Origin of the sequence: Priestia megaterium (assembly GCF_041941685.1) — a bacterium.
Taxonomy (GTDB): domain Bacteria; phylum Bacillota; class Bacilli; order Bacillales; family Bacillaceae_H; genus Priestia; species Priestia megaterium_C.
The window spans coordinates 2,116,923-2,136,587 of sequence record NZ_CP130958.1 but is presented as its reverse complement, the minus strand read 5'-3'; the positions used below and the strand labels follow the sequence as shown (position 1 = coordinate 2,136,587).

Below are 19,665 nucleotides of genomic sequence, written 5' to 3'. Positions count from 1 at the left end.
AATATTAAAAAAAGAGACTCCTTCGAGTCTCTTTGAATCCACTTCAGTTAACTTTGACCTGTGTGTAGCGATTTTTAGGAACATTCAACTGCAAGTTACTTCTTAACGTACTCCCTTCGTATTCTGTACGATACAGGCCTCTTTCTTGCAGTATCGGTACAACGTGTTCAACAAAGTCATCTAAGCCATGGGGAACGCTTGAATGAATAATAAAGCCGTCAGCTCCTTTTTCTTCAAACCACTGTTCCATCAAATTAGCGATATGCTCTGGCGTCCCAATAAATTGTGTTTTAGGTGTAGCAATTCGTAGCGCTGCTTCTCGCAGTGTCCACTTATATTTTTTGGCGTTTTCTTTAATTTTGTCGGTTGTACTGCGGAAACTATTACTTCCTATATCTCCTAAGTCAGGAAATGCATCATCTAATGGAAACTGTGAAAAATCAAAATGATCGAAAAAGCGTCCTAAGTAGTTTAGCGCATGTTCAATTGTCACCAATTGAGAAAGTTCTTCATATTTTCTTTCGGCTTCTTCGTTTGTACTACCAATTATAGGACCAATTCCCGGAAAAATTAAAAGTTCGTTTTCATTGCGTCCTTGCGCTACGGCTCTTGATTTTACATCTTGGTAAAAAGCTTTTGCTTCTTCTAAATTTTCTTGCCCCGTAAACACTGCGTCAGCCGTTTTTGCTGCTAGATCTTTGCCGCTTTCAGAAGAGCCTGCTTGAAACACTACGGGCTGCCCCTGAACTGAGCGGCCAATGTTTAACGGGCCTTCTACAGAAAAAAATTCGCCTTTGTGATGCAATCGGTGCAGCTTTTTCTCCTCAAAAAATTGTCCGGTTTCTTTATTTCGAATAAATGCATCATCTTCCCAAGAATCCCATAATCCCTTTGTTACTTCTAGAAACTCTTCAGCTATTCTATAGCGTTTGTCATGAGTGGGGTGCTCTTTTCCATAGTTAAGCGCAGATCCTTCTAATGGAGATGTTACAACATTCCATCCCGCTCGGCCGCTGCTAATATGATCAAGCGAAGCGAATTGTCTAGCCACCGTAAACGGCTCACTATACGAAGTCGATAGAGTGCCGACTAAACCAATATGAGAAGTGACAGAAGCAAGTGCTGATAGAATAGTAAGAGGTTCAAAACGATTCAAAAAATGCGGAAGCGATTTTTCATTAATATATAACCCATCGGCAATGAACACTAAATCAAATTTTCCTTCTTCCGCTTTTTGAGCCTGCTGCTTGTAAAAACCGAAATTAACGCTGGCATCTGACAAAATTTCAGGGTGTCTCCACGCCCCCATATTTCCTCCGACTCCATGAATAATAGCCCCTAGCTTTAATTGTCTTTGATGTGTCATATTACCATTCTCCTTTTTCATACCCATTCATAAATTCTCGTAATTGATTGGTTAAACCGCCTGCTCCAAAGCGAAGGACTCCTTCTTTTTCTGTCTTTCTTTCATTTGCTTCTTGTGCAAATTGCAAAAAAGCGATAACGTGAACTCTTCTAGGGTGAATATTTTCAATTCCTTCGTCATAAAACCATTGATCAATTGTATTGTAAATCCCTTTATTGACTCTGAATTGACTGTGGCACCAATTAAAAAACTGGAGATCCGGCAAATTTAAATATCTCGCTTGCCCTAGCTTGGAAGCTGTAGCTTCACTAGATACATAGCCCATATGTTGAAATCTTTGCTTTGCTTGTAGCGTATCAGCTTTAATTTGATGCTTTAAAAACTCAATAGAAGGGAACTTTTTCTCTCCTCGCACTCGAAAGATTACGTCGCATTGAACTGTCTCTCCATAAATAACGTCGTTAAAATCCAAAATATGAACCTCAAATGTTTTAGATAGTTCCGATCCAAATGTCGGCTTAACCCCTACATTCATAACTCCTATATGTTCAAGTCCCCGCAGGTGAACGAGGACACCATATACGCCATTTTTTAATTCCTCATGCTGAGTATCTATATTAGCTGTTGGAAACCCTAAGTGTCTTCCTTGCTGCCTTCCAGGTACAACCTGGCCTTTTACAATAAGTTTTTTGCTTGTTTTAGCTTTTAATGCTCCTCTATTCACTACGTTCACCCTTCTTCCCTTAAGTCTAGTAAAAAATAAAAGGTTCTTTGCACAATGTCACACATTGTGCAAAGAACCTCTAGTGATCTAGTCGGTTTATTTAATTTGATGATTTTATCATATACTTATTATTCCTATGAATCAAGTTTGTTTTTAATTAAAATATTAGATTGTTTTTTCATAAATATAAGAGTAAGGAGAATGCGTTGGGTTAATACGCTTGAAAAATTGCTTTGTTCGTTCTTCTTTTGGATTTGAAAATATGTCTTCAGGATGACCTTGTTCGACAATCTTTCCTCCGTCCATAAACACCACGTGATTAGAAACTTCACGGGCAAAACTCATTTCGTGCGTAACAATGATCATCGTAATTCCTTCTTCAGCAATTTTACGAATAACAGACAGTACTTCACCCACCAGTTCAGGGTCCAAAGCAGACGTCGGCTCATCAAATAAAATGACTTCAGGATTTAAAGCAAGCGCTCTAGCAATGCCCACTCGCTGCTGTTGACCTCCTGATAACTGACTTGGATAAGCATTTGCTTTTTCAGCAAGCCCGACTTTTTCAAGAACGTCTAAACTGCGTTGTTTCGCTTCTTCCTTTGGCAGCTTTTGAACAATAACTAGCCCCTCCATAATATTTTCAATAACGGTTTTGTGTTTGAACAAGTTGTATTGCTGAAAAACCATCGTTGTTTTTTGTCGAAGAGTTAAAATGTCTTTGCGGTTTGGCTTTTGGCACTGAACCGTAAATTGATCAATCGAAACTTCTCCTTCATCTGCTTTTTCTAAGAAATTAATGCAGCGTAAAAACGTAGTCTTTCCAGAACCACTCGGTCCTAAAATGGTCACAACGTCGCCTTTTTTAACAATTAAATCAATACCGTCCAATACTGTATTATGACCAAATGTTTTTTTTATATTTGTTAGTGCAATCATACAACCCCTCCTCGATTATAAACAGTTAATTTTCGTTCAAGCAGTGCTGTTATTCCTTCTATTAACATCGTCAGCATCCAATAAATAAGAGCAGCAGCAATATAGGCTTCTAAAAACTTGAGATTATTCGAAGCTACGATATTAGCAGCACCGTTTAGCTCTTTTTGCGATACGATGAATGCGATAGAAGACGTATGCAAAAAGCCGATGAAGATATTACATAGATTCGGTAAAGACAAAGCAAACGCCTGTGGAAAAACAATTCGTTTCATCGATTGAAAACGATTCATTCCAATGGCATACGCAGCCTCAATTTGTCCTTTTTCTACAGCTAACAAACCCGAGCGAATAATCTCTGACATATAAGCTCCCGCTGTAAAAGACAAAGCGATTAATACAAATACGACAATAGGAATGCTGTTTGCATTGAAGCCCCATCCATAGTAACTCGATAGTTTATTAATATATAGCGGGAACCCTAGGTAAATAACCATAATATGAAGAATAGCAGGCGTTCCTCGGAAAAATGATACGTATACGTTGGCAATTGGCGTTATTATTTTCACTGAATTGATTCTCACAGCCGCAACAGCAATACCAATAAGCAACCCGCCTAGTAACGGACCGATGGTAATAAGGAGCGTTAAAGGTAATGCCTTTAAAATTTCTACAAATGCTGTCCATATAAACGGTACGTCAATAATCATGTTTACACCTCTTTTATTAAACTCGTTTTATACATGAACAGGCTGATCATGTTTTTGCAGCTTCTGTTCTGATTTCACAAAAAATTTCTCTAATATAATCGCCATCAAATAATAAATAATGGCAAGTGCAATATATACCTCCACTGCATGAGCCGTTGCAGCGATAATGGTATCTCCTCTTCCCATCATATCTATCACACCAATGGTAAAGGCTAAAGACGTATCTTTTAAGGACCCAATCACAAGATTTCCAAAGTTAGGAAAGGCTACAACAAGAGCTTGCGGCAGCACAATTCGAGTGAACGTTTGTTTTCCGGTCATTCCTATACTATAAGCTGCTTCAGTTTGCCCTTTATCTACACTATTAATGGCACCGCGCATCATTTCAGAAAAAGACGCCGCCGTGCTCAGTGAATACGTGATAATAACAAATACGAGCGGAGCCATTCTAGAAACGTCAATATGAATCAATTGTAAAAGGGCAGGTATCCCGTAAAAAACTAAAAATAATTGAATTAAAATAGGCGTCCCCCTCATAAAAGAAATATAAACTGCTGCTATTTGACTTAACACAGGTACTTTATAAATACGAGGCAGGGCAATAAACAATCCCAAGGTACTGCCAATCACAAGTGAAGCAATCAAAATCCAAATTGTAATATGCAAATAAGATAATAATTGAGGAATAGAGGTGAAAATCAGCTCTATATCAAATGCTTTTCCCATCTTTTTCTCTCCTTTGTTTCCCTCTACAGGTAGCGAAAGGACCCAAGTTTAAGGCTTGGGTCACATTAAGTGCTTTAGTTATTTCCAGCTGCTTTTGTATAATCTTCTCCCAGCCATTTTTTACTTAATTTTGTCAATGTTCCGTCTTCTTTTATTTCTTTTAACGCTTTATCAACATCTTTTTGTAAACCTGTTTCATTTTTGCGAAGCATAAAATATACTTTTGAATTTGAAATAGCAGGTCCTACAACTTTTTGCTCTGCGTCCGCTTGTTTATTGACAAAGTCAACTGCAAACGGCGTACTAATCGTGGCATCCGCACGCCCTGTTTTCAGCTGCGTTTTTGTATCATCAGATCCTTGGCCTGAATAGACGATATTAATTTTATTTCCATGTTCTTTATTATACTTATCGATTAAGTTAGCAGAATTACTCGTTGCTCCTACAATTACCTTTTTACCGCTTAAATCTTTAATTGATTTAATGGACGTGTTTTTTTCGTTTACAACTACATGTAGCGGAAAGATATTATAAGGTTCTTTATTAAAAAGGAACTTTTGTTTTCTCTCTTCATTCACTTCCATCTGATGGGCTACTAAATCAATTTTGTTCGATTCTAAGCTCAAAAGTAAATTAGAAAAATCCATTGTCTTAAATTCGAACTTATAGTTTGGAAGACGTTTGTCTATTTCTTTAACAAGTTCTACGTCATACCCTGTTAGATTTCCTTTATCGTCAAGAAAGCAAATGTTCGGAAATTGCGTACCCGTTCCTACAATAATTTTTTGTACTTTGTCTTTGCTTGCGTTAGCCGCTGTTTCTTTATTTGGTGTTCCGCAAGCTGCTAACAATAAAAGAAGTGTTAAAAAGATAGCTGTCAGCTGTAGTTTTTTCATGTGTTTTGTCCCTCATTATGTCTCAAAATAATTTATTGTTTTAATGAATTAATAAAATAGATGTTCCAGCTATTTAACGATTGGTGAATAGCCTTCAATCAATTTTTCTATTTGTTCATAATCTTTTTCAATTACTCCTTTAAACTGCCCCTCGTCTCCAATTTCAACGACCGGTACATGGCGAATACCGTATTTAATTTCAAGTAAATCCCGCAAATAATCTTTTCCTTCTACATCGATACTTTCATATTGATATCCTTTTTCATGAAAATATGCTTTTAGTTCCTCGCAATGATGACAACCTTTTCGATTCCATAATAAAATCTTTGCTGACATGGTTTTTCCTCTTTTCTTTTAAATTATTAATTAGCTTTTTGTAACTCCTTGTGTTTTTCTAACTCGTATCTTTCAGGATGTAAGATTTTTCTTAAGAATACACCTTTTCCTTCTTCTCCTTGATCGACTTCAAAAAAACGTTCATACCCTTTCCTTTCATACATAGGAATCAACCACGGATGTCGATCAGAAGTAGCCAATGTAACGGCAGGTTCCCCCAATTGATCTCGAATAATTGTTTCTTCAACCCATGTTAAGAGTTTAGAACCTACTCCTTTCTTTTTAACCAAAGGATCTACCGCAAACCACCATAAGAAAGGCCAGTTCGTTATTTCTTTATACGTTCTTGCTGTAATCGTAGCTACGATTTTTTTATCACTTTCCAGTACGTAGCAGCGGCTGTTTTGAATGTTTTCTTTGACAAGTTCAATCGTTGCCGTTGCGGCTGGAAACTTAATTCCTAGCTCTCGAATCGGCTCGTATGCTCGAAGTGTTAAATTCAACAGTTCTTCAGCATCTTCTATGGTTGCTAATCGAAATAATTCACTCATTTTCTTCACCTCATTTTATAAATGTTTGAAGAGATAGATCGGCTTTATAAATCAGCTCATCCACAGCTTCCTTTAAACGACTTTTGGCATTCGCATTGTTGATGCCTGTAAAAGAAACATATTCATGCAGCAGAAAAAGACTGCTGAGCCAATAAGGTCTACCTAAAAAAGACGCTAAAAGTTTTAAATCATACTTAGCTTTTAGTAAAGAATTCACATTTTCACCAATAAGAATTGGCAGAAGTATTTTTTTATGCAATAAATCTTCTGGCAATATTTTTGTTAGCCGTTCAAAAGACTGTACGTATGTTTCATTTACTCCAGATAACAGAACGACAATACTTTTAGCTTGGTTCACTTTTGAAATAAATGCCTTTACTTCTTTCTGTGCTTCCTGCTTCAAAGCGTGTACATCATGATACAAAATAGTTTCTGCGTGCACTCCTTTTGAGGTTAAGCAAGCTTCTAGCTCATCTTTCACTGAGGCTATTTGTTGATAATTATGAGAGCTTCCGTTATATAAAATACATACATCGCTCACTTTCTTCCCCTCCTTTTTATAGCAAAAAGGCTCCTGGAGTTTCCTCAGGAGCCTTTGGTAGACCAATCAGCTTTAACTGTTTCTTTGATAAAACCGGAGAATGAAGTGAAGTGTCTTTGAAACATACTCACTTAATTCTTATTTATCCAAGTTGTTTTATCGGCTTTTCTGTTTAATGATTCAACTATATAGCCTCAAAATGGCAAAGTCAACTTATTTTTCAAAAAATATTTTTCTTTAAAAAAACTCTTTTCATCTGGAAAATCCTTTGCTAAAATTAATCCCAATTATTCTTACCTTTTTTATCAACTTTAAGGAGTGTTTTCAGTGAAATTAAGTATTTTAGATCAAAGCCCACGTTATGAAGGTGAGCGTGCTGAAGATGCATTTCAGCATACTATACAATTAGCTCAGCTAGCAGAAGAACTTGGCTACCACCGCTTTTGGGTAGCAGAGCATCATGACTCTGAACATGTTGTAGGATCATCACCTGAAGTGTTAATTTCTCACCTGCTCGCTAAAACTCATCATATCCGTATCGGCTCAGGCGGTGTTATGCTTCAGCACTACAGCCCTTATAAAGTAGCAGAAAATTTTAATGTTTTAGCCTCATTATCTCCAAATCGCATCGATCTTGGAATCGGTAGAGCACCAGGAGGACTACCTCATTCTACTCAAGCCTTGCAACAAAACTCTCAGCCCACTAAGTCCTTAACAGACAAACTGATAGAACTTAAACAATACCTAAACGATACGCTGCCGGAAGATCACCCTCTTTACGGTTTAAAAGCCTATCCAAGGCCGGAAAAATCAGCAGATATGTTTTTACTGGGAGCAAGTGCTTCAAGCGCAGAGCTTGCGGGTTCATTAAACCTTCCTTATGTATTTGCTCAATTTATTAATGGTGATCAAAAAGTGCTAGAAGAAGCGATTTCTGTCTATAATCAGCACGTTTCATCTCGCGCACGCTCGCTTGTCGTTGCCCTTTCCGTCATCGTAGCGGATACCGTAGAAGAAGCAAAAGCATTAGCATCCAGCACAAAAATATTTAAAGTATACTTACAAAATGGTAAGTCCGCTACATTAGGCTCCAAAGAAAAAGCTGAAGAATTTGGTCAGCAGTCCAAAGAAAGCTATCGAATTGAAGAAAAAGAAGCAAACGTTATATACGGTACAAAAGAAACCATTCGTCAAAAGCTCCAAGCTTTGAAACAGGAATTTTCTATTGATGAATTTATCATACTTACTGCTATTCAAAATTTCGAACAAAAAAAGCATTCTTATACGCTCTTAAAAGAAGCATTCAATGAAGGAGATGTGCAGAAAACTAATCAGACTCTAGCTGCTTACTAATCCAGAAGTTGAGATAAAAGTATTTTAGTTGGAGTAAAACACGAACTAATAATCATAATTAAGGATTATTAGTTCGTGTTTTTTATTGGTAAGATGAATGTAGCTTTCATGTGTTTAGTTGCTTCTGGCTGGTGATTGGAGGGCAAGGCTCATCGGCCGCCCGCGGAAAGCGAAGCCTTGCACGGAAATCAACAGTGATGTAACAAGCCATCCACACTGGATCATTTATCCCATTTGTTCGTCTATAGATTCGAGTGATTTAGTTATGTCTCAATTTCTTTGTTTTATCTACTTACCAGCAGTTCAAACAAAGTATACGCATACCTCTCATTTTTTCAAAAAATCATTAAATTGAAGCAAACGTTTTTTTATAGTACCATATGAAGATATGAGTCTAGTAGAAGAAGGGAATTTAAAAATATGCCTTACAAAATGATTGTTTTAGATTTGGATGATACACTATTATGCGATGATCACACTATTTCTCCGCGCACAAAAGAAGCATTAATGAAGGCGCAAGAATCGGGAGTGAAAGTCGTACTTGCTTCTGGACGACCAACTTACGGAATGGTTCACATTGCGAAAGAGCTAGAATTAGAAAAATACGGAAGCTTTATTTTATCGTTTAATGGGGCAAAAATCATTAATTGCCTAACAAATGAAGAGCTATTTAGCAGCACATTATCTCCGAGAACCGTGGCACGTCTCGACGATATTAGCCGCGAAGAAGGCGTTTTAATTCATACGTACGTTGGAGATGAAATTATAACCGAAGTAGAAAATAAATTTACGGATATTGAAAGTGACATTACAGGTCTGCCGATCCGTGTTGTTTCATCTTTTACTGATGCCGTTACAGAACCTGTTGTAAAAGTACTCATGCTTGCAGAACCGGAAATGCTGGTTCACGTTGAAAAGAAACTTCAAAAGCAGCTTCAAGGAGAGCTAAGCGTAATGCGCTCTAAACCATACTTCCTTGAATTTACAGAAGAAGGCGTCACAAAAGGGACAAGTCTCCACTTATTAATTCAACAGCTTGGCATTACACGCGATGAAGTGATTGCCATTGGCGACAGTTATAATGATCTTGCCATGATTGAATTTGCAGGACTTGGGGTAGCAATGGGAAATGCTCCTGAAGATATTAAAGAAAAAGCCAACCACGTAACAGATACAAACATGAACGACGGTGTGGCAAAAGTTGTGGAAGAATTTATCTTAAAACCTGTTAGCGTTTCATAAAACAAAAAAAGCAGCTCGTCCAAACCGAGCTGCTTTTTTGTTTTGATTTTATACTCCTAAAAGTTTCATAAGAAGCGTAGCTAAAATAACAGTGGAAGCGCCTCCAAGTCTTGTTGCTACTTGAGCAAATGGCATAAGCGACATACGATTGGAAGCTGATAAAATCGCTACGTCTCCCGTACCTCCTAAACCGCTGTGACAGCCTGTTACAATTGCAGCATCCACTGGATGCATTTTCATCATTTTACCTACAAAATAACCCGTTGCTACCATAGCAATAACAACTGCTGCACATACGACTACATAACCTGGTGTAACAATTTTCACTACATCTTCAAGAGGAATATACAAAATTCCTAGCCCCACCATTAACGGCCATGTTAAGCTCGTAGAAATGAATTTGTACATATGGTAAGCACCTTGCTCCATCTTATCAGGCATTACTTGTAAACATTTGACTAGCGTTGCCGCTACGATCATTAAAACTGGACCTGGAATTCCTAAAAACTTATGTGCTAAGCCTCCGAAAATAAAGAAACTACATGCAATTAAAAGACCTGCGCCCATTAACGAAAAATCTACTGGTTTCTTGATATTTGTATCTTCTGAGATGCCATCTCCGCCTTTTGTCTTCACAAGAACTCCATTACCTGTTAATTCTGGCTTTTTCTCTCCTAGACGTTTCATTAAGCCAGCACATACGATAGCAACGATGTTTCCGATAACAGCAGCTGGAATCATTTGCGACACAAAAGATTCTGCTGAACTACCTAAAATTTGAGAATAAGCAAGTGAAAGTGGTAAAATACCTTCACCAATCCCTCCTCCAATAATTGGTACAACAATATAGAAAAATGTATGTTTTGCTCCGTAACCAAATAACATCCCAACAGCTACGCCTGCAGCTACAGCGGCTAGCGTACCTAATACAAGCGGTACGAACATACGTGTAAAGCCTTGAATTAAAACTTTACGGTTCATACCAAGAATACTTCCGGCTACCAAACAAGAAATATAAAGGTATAAAAAGTTTGATGTTTTCATCAAAGTTGTTACCGCTTCCATAGATGCGGGATTTAAAACATTATAAAAAACTAATACGGAAGGTACAAGCAGTGATAAAATAGCTGGTCCGCCAATATCTTTTAAAATCGGAATTTTTAATCCTAAATCACCAAGCAGCATTCCCATTACCATAATAATCGCAAATCCGCCAATCATATCTGGAGGAAGCTCGTTGTAAACGGCCGCGCCATATACAATTAATGCAAGTAAAACGTATAGCGGCAGAGGAATAACTCCTATTTTAATATTGTTGATTCGGTTCCAAAAACCCTTATTTTCAGGCTGTGAATCTTGAGTAAACGTTTCCAATTTACGTGCTGTATTCATCTCATAACCCCCTGTGGTTCTAATATAGAGAATCATACACAAATTTCAAAAAACTATATACGTTATGTAACTTAAGAATTCTTTTTGTAACTAAAAAAAACACAGCTTCTTTTTTCCGAAGCTGTGTTTTTTCTATCTAAAAATTAAGCATTTACTGTCTCTAAAGCTTTAATTTCTTTGTATGTTGGTTCCCACATTGCTGCTTTTACTGCCGCTTTAACATCTGTTGGAACTTCTTTTGCAACGCCATCTTTAATTGCTGCGTTAGCAACCGCTAAAGCAACTTTATATGATACTTCACGCAATTCTTCTACGCGTGGTAGTAATGAAGCACCCGGCTTGCTGCTGTCTACCATTTGAGCTACAGCGTGTGCACATGCTGCAAACATGCTATCTGTAATAACTTCTGCTTTTACCACGATTGATCCAAGACCAAGACCAGGGAAAACAAAAGCATTATTAGATTGACCAATTTCATATTCCACACCATCGTAGTTAACTGGTTCAAACGGACTTCCAGTCGCTACAAGCGCTTTTCCTTCTGTCCAATTTAATAGGTTTTCAGGAGTAGCTTCCGCAAGCGGAGTTGGATTTGACATCGGTAAAATAGCTGGGCGTTCTACATGCTTCGCCATTTCTTTTACGATTTCTTCTGAGAATGCGCCTGCTACACCAGACGTACCAATTAAGATTGTTGGCTTAATTTGTCTGACAACTTCCAAAAGAGAAATTTTGTCTTCTTCACGGTTCCAGTCCTTCACTTCTTCTGCTTTTCGTGCATAAGGCGTTTGGAAACCTAATAAGTCGTCCATGTCATCTGTTAAAAGGCCTCGAAAATCAACTGCCCAGAAGTTTTTGTATGCTTCTTCTTCTGTAATACCGTCTAATACCATTGCGTCACGAACTTGATCTGCAATACCGATACCTGCTGTACCCGGTCCAAAGATTAAAACGCGGTGGTCACGAAGTGGCATTTTAGACACTTGAACTGCTGAGAAAATAGCGGCAAGCGTTACAGCACCTGTTCCTTGGATATCATCATTAAACGTTAGAATTTCTTTTCCGTACTTGTTAATAATGTTACGAGCATTTACATTACCGAAATCTTCCCAGTGTAACAGTGCATTAGGGAATATTTCAAGAGATTTTGAAATGAATTGATCTACGAAATGATCATAGCGCTCACCGCGGATACGTTCATGACGGTTTCCGATATATAAAGGATCATTTAATAATTTTTCATTGTTTGTTCCTACATCAAGAACAACTGGAAGTACTCTGCTTGGATCGATTCCTGCTGCAGCTGTATATACCGCTAATTTACCGATAGCAATATTAATACCGCCAACGCCCCAGTCGCCAATTCCTAAAATACTTTCTGAATCTGTAATAACCATTAAATCAATGTCTTCACTATTTGCATCGATATTTTTAAGAGCTTCTTCAATGCCTTCTACATTATCGATTGACAAGTATACGCCACCCGGACGGCGATATTCGTGGCTGTACTCTTGGATTGCTTGTCCAACTGTTGGTGTATAAACAACTGGAAGCATTTCTTTTAAGTGATCTTGCAATAAACGATAGAATAATACAGCATTACGGTTCTGTAAATCGTTTAAATACACATTCTTACCAAGGTTATCTGCCTGAGCTAAAAATTGCTCATATGCACGTTTTGCCTGCTCATCTAAAGTTAAAGTCATTGGAGGAAGTAAACCTTCTAATCCTAACGTTTTACGCTCTTCTTTTGTAAAAGCTACTCCTTTGTTTAACATTGGAGCTCCTAAAATTTCTTTCCCGCGTAAAGTCGTTTCAATTGTTTCATTATCTGCAAAAAATACGTTGCGCATACGACTATCTTCCTTTCTGTAGACTTGTATGACAAGCATACAAGTTGGTTAGATTTAAGTAATTAATACCTTATATGAATATTACTCATATTATTCAAATGTCCGTTAACTTTTTATGAATAGCTTGCTAATTCATTTGACAATAGTATATTTTATGCCTATCTATTTCTGCTGTCAACTATTTTAGTAGAGCAATTTTTTAGTTATAAAGAGGTAGAAATTTCTGAATTTAATATCTTTTATCAATTTTCTTCTTATATAGGTACTAAGAACCCTCTTTATTCTATTCATCTCTTTTTGAAAGTCAAAATAATCCTTTAATATGGAAAAAATGTTTAATTATAAAAAATTTATTTTGAAATAATTTTAATTTACCTCTAAAAGAATATTTTTTATTTTTTTGTCTATGCTGATTAGTGAATTACTATGAATATTTTTTCCTTTCTATCTATACATATAAACTACATAGTTCTTTTTTATAATAATGGAGGTTATTGTATGTTAAAACCAGATACAGCTATTATTTTTGGATTTCTTATCGAAGAAGCAGCCAGTCGATTAGACGATCAAGAGATTAAAGAAATTGCGGCTAAAGAGCTAGAAAATGGAGAATTGGTGTTTGAAGAAGCGAGTTATTTTTATAAACGCTTTTTTATCCCTGCTTCCTCTGAATTAAGACAAGCTCTTCGCCGAGAGGTCTTATCGCTTCATTTAACATTAAATCAAATCAAAAATGCTCATGGCAACGGATCTATGTCTAAGATTGCTCATATGCATCAAATTATTGCAGAAACTGAAAAATCAACAAACGAACTTAACAGACTTTTAAATCTTGCGTTCTATGAGGGTGAGGACGATCAGACGTACGCCTCCTTCATGAATATTTTTTCAAATAAATCATAAAAAAAACCGTCCTTAAGGACGGTTTTTCTTATTGAACACCTTTCATTAAACGCTGAATTTTTGGAGAAATCATTAGCACAATTACACCTAAAATAACCGACACTCCGCCCAATGCAGCAAAATAAACAACTTGCGAAATGTTTTCATAGTATTGAACAAGCTGAGCATTGATTGCCTGCGCCGCTGCGCTTGTTAGGAACCATAAACTCATCGTCTGAGCAGAAAACGCTGCAGGTGCTAGTTTTGTTGTAGTTGATAACCCTACTGGTGATAAACAAAGCTCTCCAACTACGACTAAGAAGAAGCTTAGCACTAGCCATAGCGGGCTCGCTAACGTTTCATTTCCATGAATGCTAGCCGGGATAACCATGACAAGGAAAGAAAGCCCTGCAAATAAAAGTCCTAATGAAAACTTCTTTGGTGTAGAAGGCTGTCTGTTTCCTAATTTTACCCAAATCACTGCAAAAACTGGCGCAAATACAATAATGAATAGCGGATTTAAAGATTGGAACCAGCCAACTGGAATTTTAAAACCACCATACGTTAGCTGCGTATGATCTTTTGCATACGTTGCTAAAATTGTTGACCCCTGCTCTTGAATCGCCCAGAACATTACTCCAGAGATAAAAAGAGGAATGTACGCTAATACGCGTGAACGCTCATCAGCTGTTGTCTTGGGGCTCTTATACATAACAACAAAGTAAATAATAGGAATAACAATCGCTAAAATACTTACAAATAAAATAACACCTTCAACGGTTAAAATACCCGCTAAAGAAGTCAGTACAATAAAGATTGCCAGTACAACTACAACAAGTGCAATGGTACCAAAAACTTTTTTACGTTCTTCTGGTTTTAAAGGGTTTGGAACTTGTCTGCCTGCACGACCTAGGTTTTTGCCTCGTGTAGCCATAAATACGATTAGACCTAAAAGCATTCCTACTGCTGCGATTCCAAAACCTAAGTGATAATTATATTTTTCACCTACTGTTGAAACAACTAGCGGCGCGATAAATGCTCCTGCATTTACACCCATATAGAAGATACTAAATCCAGCATCTCGACGGTTATCAGTCGGGCTATACATATCGCCCACAACGCTCGAAACGTTTGGTTTTAATAAACCTGTTCCAATGATAATTAAGAACATTGAAATAAACAGCGCTGTTACACCTGCCGGCAACGCAAGCACTAAATGCCCCAGCATAATAAATATACCGCCGTAAAACACCGTATTAGACGTACCTAAAATGCGGTCTGCAATCCAACCGCCAATAATTCCAGACATATAAACAAGGGAACCATAAATAGAAAAGATCGCTAAAGCGGTTCCTTGTTCCATTCCTAATCCACCGTTTGCAATTGTATCGTACATGTACAATACAAGTAGCGCACGCATTCCATAGTATGAAAAACGTTCCCAGAATTCTGTAAAGAACAAGGTAAATAACCCCTTAGGATGTCCGAAGAATCCTTTTTGAGGAACTGTTTCATACACTTTTTCTCTCTCTACCGACATATTCCTTAACCTCTCTTTCAACCGTAAACCACCATAGACAAAACTGTCAAAAAATTATGATGATATAAAAAAATAGAAACAAGAAAATTTTATTCTTATAAAATGATTCTGTCAATATCAGAATTTTACAATGAGTGCATAAAATACGGTTTTCCATTATAAAATTGCACCTATAAAAAGCTTTAAATCAAGATTTCTTTTCTTAAAATATCTTTTTGAAAATTTTTTTATACAAAACCCTTGATTACAAAGCATCTGATTATCTACTTTTCATACAACCAGATAATATTTTTCTTTTTGGAAATTTTTTCTCTAAATTAAAAAAGAAGCTTTATTATTTTTTCATTCTGCTTCCCTCAATCGAAAATATACTTTTTCAGAATAATAAAAACCTCTTTAAAAATTTCTCTTTTGTTATAGTAGATACTCATTTTTCTCCTATGTATTACCTTTAATATAAGTCATCCTCATTTTTTTATGTAAAAAAAGAGATAAAAGGTTTATTTTTCACCTCTTTTTTCACTGTACCTACAATTTTACGTATTCACCGTTTACCATTTGTCCTTTGTGAAGAGGAAACACACCTTCTTCTTTATTGTATACAATCGTTCCTCTATTAATGGTAGTTAAAATAACGCTATTAAATACCGTTCCTTCATAAATACTGTGCTTATGTTTGAAAACCATTCCTTCTTTTGTCACTTTTTCAGTTTGATCCAGATCAACGATAACCAAATCCGCATCGGATCCCAGCAAAATGCTTCCTTTTTTAGGATATAAACCGAATCGTTTAGCTGGATTGGTTGATACAAGCTTTGAAATGTGAGAAAGAGAAATCCCTCTAGTGATGGCTCCTTCACTAATCATTGCTTGTAAAGAGTACTGACCGCCTGATATTCCACCCCATACTTTAAATAAATCATTCTGATGAGCTGTTTTTAACTCAATCGGGCAAGGAGAATGATCTGAAGAAATCATATCTACTTCCTCTGATTGGATACGAGCCCATAATTTTTCTTTTTGACTCCTGCTGCGAAGAGGAGGTGCACACTTAGCCGTTACGCCAATTTCTTCAAAGTCTTCCTCTGTAAAAAGTAAATAATGCGGACATGTTTCTAGCGTAACATTCATTCCATTCTTCTTTGCTTCCGTAATAAGCTGCACTGCTTCAGAGCTGCTAATGTGTACAAAGTGAAGCGGACATCCCGTTTCTTCACCGTACTCAAGCGCTTGCTTTACTGCGTTTACTTCTGCTACAACCGGTCGCGTTTCTAAATAATCTTTAATAGCAGTTTGCTTTTGCTTCTGTTTAGCCTGTTCAAGCTTTTGTATTAAGTCATTTCTTTCAGCATGCAGGGCAAGCACTTTATTTAGTTTTGCAATCTCTTTCATTCCTTCATATAATGTGAGGTCATCTGAGAAATCAAATTCAGAACCGGCTTCTGACATAAATGCTTTAAAACCTATTACACCCGAATGAGCCATTTTGGCTAATTCTTCTTTATTACCAGGAACCAACCCTCCCCATAGACCATAATCTACTACTGACTTTTGATCAGCCAGCTTTTTCTTTTCCCACAGCGCTGCTTCTGTTACGGTAGGAGGAACTCCGTTTAAAGGCATATCAAAATATGTAGTGCAGCCTCCCGCAGCCATAGATGCTGAACCGTAGTCAAACCCTTCCCAATGGTCTCGGCTCGGTTCATCAAAATGCACGTGAATATCAATCATTCCAGGCAGAACATATTTGCCTTTAGCATCTACGTATTTTTTTGCCGGTGTGCTAACACCTTGCGCTATTTCTGCAATCTTTCCTTTTTTAATCCCTATATCCGCTTTTACTATTTCGTCTTCTAATACGACCGAACCATCCCGAATAATTAAATCGTACATGTTATCAAACTCCCCTTTATTTAACTACTCCATCTTCTTATTAAACGAAGCAGTCTGCTATTGTTCTATCATGCACTGTTTCCTTTAAAAAGTCTTTATCCTTGTAAAGAAAACTGACACATAGACTGGTTATTACGCTAGTAAATATAACTGAATTATCTGATTTTTACACTCACCATTTTGTCTAAACTTTTCTTTTTTATTTGGTCACTTTCACTAACTAAAAAGAGATTGAGACATAAATAAATGAATGGACGAACAAATTGGTATAAAGGAGCTAGTATAGATCGCTTGTGACACTGCTGTTGATTTCTGTACAAGCCTTTCGTTTCCGCTGGGTCTCACCTATTTCGCTTTTCCCGCAGGAGTCTTCGCCTTGCCCACCAATCAACAGCTAGAAGCAACTACATACGTAAAACCTACGTTCACCCTAACCATAAAAAAATCCGAACGAGTTTGATTCCCCATCAAGAATCAAACTTGTTCGGATCTTCCTTCAACTAATTTTGTCACAGCCTCTTTTAACTCTTTTTCACTTTTTGTGACATTGGCAACCTTACTGTAAATGTACTTCCTTTTTCTTGTTCACTTTCTACGTCAATTTTTCCTTTATGTGTTTCTACAATCCATTTAGCAATTGCTAGGCCAAGCCCATGACCTCCCATTTGACGGGATCGGGATTTATCAGCACGATAAAAGCGGTCAAAGATTCGATCCTTTTCTTCGGGATGAATTCCAACCCCTGTATCACGTACTTTTAATATACATTCACTCCCATGCTGAACCACTTGAATGTTTACACTTCCATGAGGAGTCGTATATTTAATCGCATTATCTAACAAAATGTAGATCAGCTGAGTTAGACGCTCTTGATCTCCAGTTACCACTAATTTTTCCGGCGTATCCAGCTGCAAATCAATATGTTTAGAAATCGCTAGGGTTTCAACCGATTCCATTACCTTTTGCACCGCGTCTGTAATATCAAAGGGCATCATTGCTTTTTCTACTTTATTAGAGTCTGAGCGTGCAAGCGTAAGCAGATCACTGACGAGACTCGTCATGCGCTTCACTTCAGCTTTCATATTATTGATTAATTTTTTAGAAAAAGGATCTTCTGTTACTTCCTCCTGCATTTCTAAAGCATTGATAGAAGAAAGCATAACGCTAAGCGGCGTTCTTAACTCATGGGATGCATCCGCCACAAACTCTTTTTGCTTTTGAAAAGCTGTTTCAATTGGGACCATAGCCCGTTTTGACATTAAGCGGCTGATATAAATGGCTACTCCTACAAACAGTACGGTAAGGCTTAACATAATAATAAGGAGCCACTTTAACAGCTGATAAAGAAATGAAACGTCTTTTCCAATATAAAGCATCCCTAAAAATTGACCTTTATAAAAAATAGGTTCACCCGCCATCATCAAATCAATATCTATTTTGCCTTCCCCGTTTTGCCCTTTTACTCCTTCAATGTGTTCGAAACTAGGACGCGGGGCTTTTATTCGTTCTTTCCTCACTTCATTTTCAATAGGGATCCACCCGTCAATTAAATCTAATAAGTTAGAGCGAAGCCGCTCGCTCGCTTCGTTTCCCATAATAAGGTCCCCTTCAGGACTGATTACATAATAAAAAAATTGATCTTCACCGGCTACGACAATGTTTTTGTACTCTTCTTTTGACTGTTGATTCGAGCTGTTTATCGCTTGTTTAATTAAGATGCTTTGGACAATTCGGGACTCTTGCTTTAGCATGCTATTTAAGTTTTGCTGCTGACTATTGGATACAACCACATATACCAATGCATAAACAATAAACACGAATAATAGCAGAAACAGCATTAGTAATGCGCTATATCGGAATGTTAAACGATTTTGCGTCTGGCTGAATAAATCTTGCTTTACTTTTTGTTTTACTTTCTGTTTAGCTCTTGTAAGGAGTTTAGCTTTCAATTTTGTAGCCTACTCCGCGAATGCTTTGAATAAGATCCTGTTTGTTAAATTTCTCTAGTTTTTTTCGCAAAAGTTTAACCGTCGCATCAATCGTTTTAATGGAAACATCTGATTCATATCCCCATACCCGGTCTAAGATAATATCTCGAGAAAGAACTTGTCCTTTGTTTTTCACTAAAAAATCTAGGAGTTGAAATTCACGAGGACTTAATTGAATAAACTCCTCGTCAAACTGCACGGTTTGACTTGCTCTTTTTAATATCATGCTGGCAATCTCTACTTCTTCTTCTAAAATCGGTGCATAATTACGACGAGACAAAGCACGAAGCCTTGCAAGCAGCTCGTCAATTTCAAATGGCTTAATAACGTAATCATCCGCTCCCGCATCTAAGCCTTGTATACGATCTTGAACCGCATCTTTTGCTGTTAACATAAGAATAGCTCCGGCGTATCCTTCTTTTCTTAGACGTTTACATACATCGATTCCGTCTCCATTGGGCATCATCCAGTCAAGAATTAACACATCATAATGCGCTTCAGATGCATAATCATATGCATCATTCCCTTCCGTCACCCATTCGACGTTATAGCCTCCTTTTTTCTTTAGCATATAACTAACTAATTCACCTAGCTGCAAATCATCTTCTGCTAGCAGTACATTCATTCCGCGTAACTCCTTCCTTTGATACATGTCGCTGCATCCTTTTGTTTACTTTATTATACAAAAAGAATCAGCAGAAACAAGCTGCCTCTACTGATCTCTTTTCATTTTAAA

The 19,665-nt window shown here is 37.2% G+C and carries 18 protein-coding genes; 3 read left to right on the top strand and 15 right to left on the bottom strand.

Annotated elements, in window-relative coordinates; all coding sequences use genetic code 11:
* Positions 1 to 43: 43 nt before the first annotated feature.
* The 9 genes from Q5794_RS10965 to Q5794_RS10925 all read right to left on the bottom strand — a co-directional run bounded on the left by Q5794_RS10965 (position 44) and on the right by Q5794_RS10925 (position 6,786).
* Positions 44 to 1,366, bottom strand: a complete 1,323-nt coding sequence (locus Q5794_RS10965; protein WP_214987145.1) for an LLM class flavin-dependent oxidoreductase — start codon at positions 1,364 to 1,366, stop codon at positions 44 to 46.
* Position 1,367: 1 nt separating this feature from the next.
* A complete protein-coding gene (locus tag Q5794_RS10960; RefSeq protein ID WP_192997260.1) occupies positions 1,368 to 2,090 on the bottom strand; it encodes a riboflavin kinase in 723 nt (240 codons plus the stop codon).
* Between the two features lie 165 nt (positions 2,091 to 2,255).
* On the bottom strand, positions 2,256 to 3,029 hold the full coding sequence (locus tag Q5794_RS10955) for an amino acid ABC transporter ATP-binding protein (protein ID WP_214987146.1): 774 nt from the start codon (positions 3,027 to 3,029) through the stop codon (positions 2,256 to 2,258).
* Entirely contained in the window at positions 3,026 to 3,736 is a 711-nt protein-coding gene (locus tag Q5794_RS10950) for an amino acid ABC transporter permease (RefSeq protein ID WP_214987147.1), read from the bottom strand. The genes Q5794_RS10955 and Q5794_RS10950 overlap by 4 nt, the downstream gene beginning before the upstream one ends.
* A gap of 27 nt (positions 3,737 to 3,763) precedes the next feature.
* Complete coding sequence (locus tag Q5794_RS10945) at positions 3,764 to 4,462, bottom strand: amino acid ABC transporter permease (protein WP_374989087.1); 699 nt, start codon at positions 4,460 to 4,462, stop codon at positions 3,764 to 3,766.
* A 74-nt stretch (positions 4,463 to 4,536) separates the two neighbouring features.
* Positions 4,537 to 5,358 (bottom strand): amino acid ABC transporter substrate-binding protein, encoded by an 822-nt coding sequence (locus Q5794_RS10940; protein WP_214987148.1) that lies wholly within the window; start codon positions 5,356 to 5,358, stop codon positions 4,537 to 4,539.
* Positions 5,359 to 5,427: 69 nt separating this feature from the next.
* The gene (locus Q5794_RS10935; RefSeq protein ID WP_214987149.1) at positions 5,428 to 5,694 is read right to left on the bottom strand and encodes a glutaredoxin family protein; all 267 of its coding nucleotides are present in this window, start codon (positions 5,692 to 5,694) and stop codon (positions 5,428 to 5,430) included.
* Between the two features lie 26 nt (positions 5,695 to 5,720).
* Entirely contained in the window at positions 5,721 to 6,245 is a 525-nt protein-coding gene (locus Q5794_RS10930) for a GNAT family N-acetyltransferase (protein ID WP_214987150.1), read from the bottom strand.
* A 10-nt stretch (positions 6,246 to 6,255) separates the two neighbouring features.
* A complete protein-coding gene (locus Q5794_RS10925) occupies positions 6,256 to 6,786 on the bottom strand; it encodes a hypothetical protein (protein ID WP_214987151.1) in 531 nt (176 codons plus the stop codon).
* A gap of 327 nt (positions 6,787 to 7,113) precedes the next feature.
* On the opposite strand from Q5794_RS10925, the gene Q5794_RS10920 reads away from it, so the two are divergent.
* Positions 7,114 to 8,139, top strand: a complete 1,026-nt coding sequence (locus Q5794_RS10920) for an LLM class flavin-dependent oxidoreductase (RefSeq protein WP_214987152.1) — start codon at positions 7,114 to 7,116, stop codon at positions 8,137 to 8,139.
* Positions 8,140 to 8,559: 420 nt separating this feature from the next.
* Positions 8,560 to 9,381, top strand: a complete 822-nt coding sequence (locus Q5794_RS10915; protein ID WP_013082899.1) for a Cof-type HAD-IIB family hydrolase — start codon at positions 8,560 to 8,562, stop codon at positions 9,379 to 9,381.
* A 48-nt stretch (positions 9,382 to 9,429) separates the two neighbouring features.
* Here the strand turns inward: Q5794_RS10915 and Q5794_RS10910 are convergent, their stop codons facing one another.
* Positions 9,430 to 10,773 carry a 2-hydroxycarboxylate transporter family protein gene (locus Q5794_RS10910; RefSeq protein WP_214987153.1) on the bottom strand — a complete coding sequence of 448 codons (1,344 nt, stop codon included), beginning with the start codon at positions 10,771 to 10,773 and terminating at the stop codon, positions 9,430 to 9,432.
* Positions 10,774 to 10,916: 143 nt separating this feature from the next.
* Positions 10,917 to 12,626 (bottom strand): NAD-dependent malic enzyme, encoded by a 1,710-nt coding sequence (locus Q5794_RS10905; RefSeq protein WP_374989086.1) that lies wholly within the window; start codon positions 12,624 to 12,626, stop codon positions 10,917 to 10,919.
* Between the two features lie 498 nt (positions 12,627 to 13,124).
* Between Q5794_RS10905 and Q5794_RS10900 the strand changes: the two genes are divergently transcribed.
* Positions 13,125 to 13,529 carry a hypothetical protein gene (locus tag Q5794_RS10900; RefSeq protein WP_013056760.1) on the top strand — a complete coding sequence of 135 codons (405 nt, stop codon included), beginning with the start codon at positions 13,125 to 13,127 and terminating at the stop codon, positions 13,527 to 13,529.
* 28 nt (positions 13,530 to 13,557) lie between these two features.
* Here the strand turns inward: Q5794_RS10900 and Q5794_RS10895 are convergent, their stop codons facing one another.
* From Q5794_RS10895 to Q5794_RS10880, 4 genes are all read right to left on the bottom strand, one after another.
* Positions 13,558 to 15,048: a peptide MFS transporter gene (locus Q5794_RS10895; RefSeq protein ID WP_215054659.1), complete on the bottom strand. Its 1,491-nt coding sequence runs from the start codon at positions 15,046 to 15,048 to the stop codon at positions 13,558 to 13,560.
* A gap of 528 nt (positions 15,049 to 15,576) precedes the next feature.
* Positions 15,577 to 16,941: an allantoinase gene (locus tag Q5794_RS10890; protein ID WP_214987156.1), complete on the bottom strand. Its 1,365-nt coding sequence runs from the start codon at positions 16,939 to 16,941 to the stop codon at positions 15,577 to 15,579.
* 521 nt (positions 16,942 to 17,462) lie between these two features.
* The gene (locus Q5794_RS10885) at positions 17,463 to 18,890 is read right to left on the bottom strand and encodes a cell wall metabolism sensor histidine kinase WalK (protein WP_192997249.1); all 1,428 of its coding nucleotides are present in this window, start codon (positions 18,888 to 18,890) and stop codon (positions 17,463 to 17,465) included.
* Positions 18,880 to 19,554 (bottom strand): response regulator transcription factor, encoded by a 675-nt coding sequence (locus tag Q5794_RS10880; protein ID WP_013056756.1) that lies wholly within the window; start codon positions 19,552 to 19,554, stop codon positions 18,880 to 18,882. Before Q5794_RS10880 ends, Q5794_RS10885 begins: the two co-directional genes overlap by 11 nt.
* Between the last annotated feature and the right edge of the window lie 111 nt (positions 19,555 to 19,665).

What these genes read in the sequence shown, in the direction of transcription:
- Q5794_RS10915 (WP_013082899.1), top strand. Translation starts at nt 8,560, where the DNA reads ATGCCTTACAAAATGATTGTTTTAGATTTGGATGATACACTATTATGC.
- Q5794_RS10940 (WP_214987148.1), bottom strand. Translation starts at nt 5,358, where the DNA reads ATGAAAAAACTACAGCTGACAGCTATCTTTTTAACACTTCTTTTATTG.
- Q5794_RS10895 (WP_215054659.1), bottom strand. Translation starts at nt 15,048, where the DNA reads ATGTCGGTAGAGAGAGAAAAAGTGTATGAAACAGTTCCTCAAAAAGGA.
- Q5794_RS10900 (WP_013056760.1), top strand. Translation starts at nt 13,125, where the DNA reads ATGTTAAAACCAGATACAGCTATTATTTTTGGATTTCTTATCGAAGAA.
- Q5794_RS10935 (WP_214987149.1), bottom strand. Translation starts at nt 5,694, where the DNA reads ATGTCAGCAAAGATTTTATTATGGAATCGAAAAGGTTGTCATCATTGC.
- Q5794_RS10950 (WP_214987147.1), bottom strand. Translation starts at nt 3,736, where the DNA reads ATGATTATTGACGTACCGTTTATATGGACAGCATTTGTAGAAATTTTA.
- Q5794_RS10910 (WP_214987153.1), bottom strand. Translation starts at nt 10,773, where the DNA reads ATGAATACAGCACGTAAATTGGAAACGTTTACTCAAGATTCACAGCCT.
- Q5794_RS10930 (WP_214987150.1), bottom strand. Translation starts at nt 6,245, where the DNA reads ATGAGTGAATTATTTCGATTAGCAACCATAGAAGATGCTGAAGAACTG.
- Q5794_RS10890 (WP_214987156.1), bottom strand. Translation starts at nt 16,941, where the DNA reads ATGTACGATTTAATTATTCGGGATGGTTCGGTCGTATTAGAAGACGAA.
- Q5794_RS10965 (WP_214987145.1), bottom strand. Translation starts at nt 1,366, where the DNA reads ATGACACATCAAAGACAATTAAAGCTAGGGGCTATTATTCATGGAGTC.
- Q5794_RS10955 (WP_214987146.1), bottom strand. Translation starts at nt 3,029, where the DNA reads ATGATTGCACTAACAAATATAAAAAAAACATTTGGTCATAATACAGTA.
- Q5794_RS10880 (WP_013056756.1), bottom strand. Translation starts at nt 19,554, where the DNA reads ATGAATGTACTGCTAGCAGAAGATGATTTGCAGCTAGGTGAATTAGTT.
- Q5794_RS10945 (WP_374989087.1), bottom strand. Translation starts at nt 4,462, where the DNA reads ATGGGAAAAGCATTTGATATAGAGCTGATTTTCACCTCTATTCCTCAA.
- Q5794_RS10905 (WP_374989086.1), bottom strand. Translation starts at nt 12,626, where the DNA reads ATGCGCAACGTATTTTTTGCAGATAATGAAACAATTGAAACGACTTTA.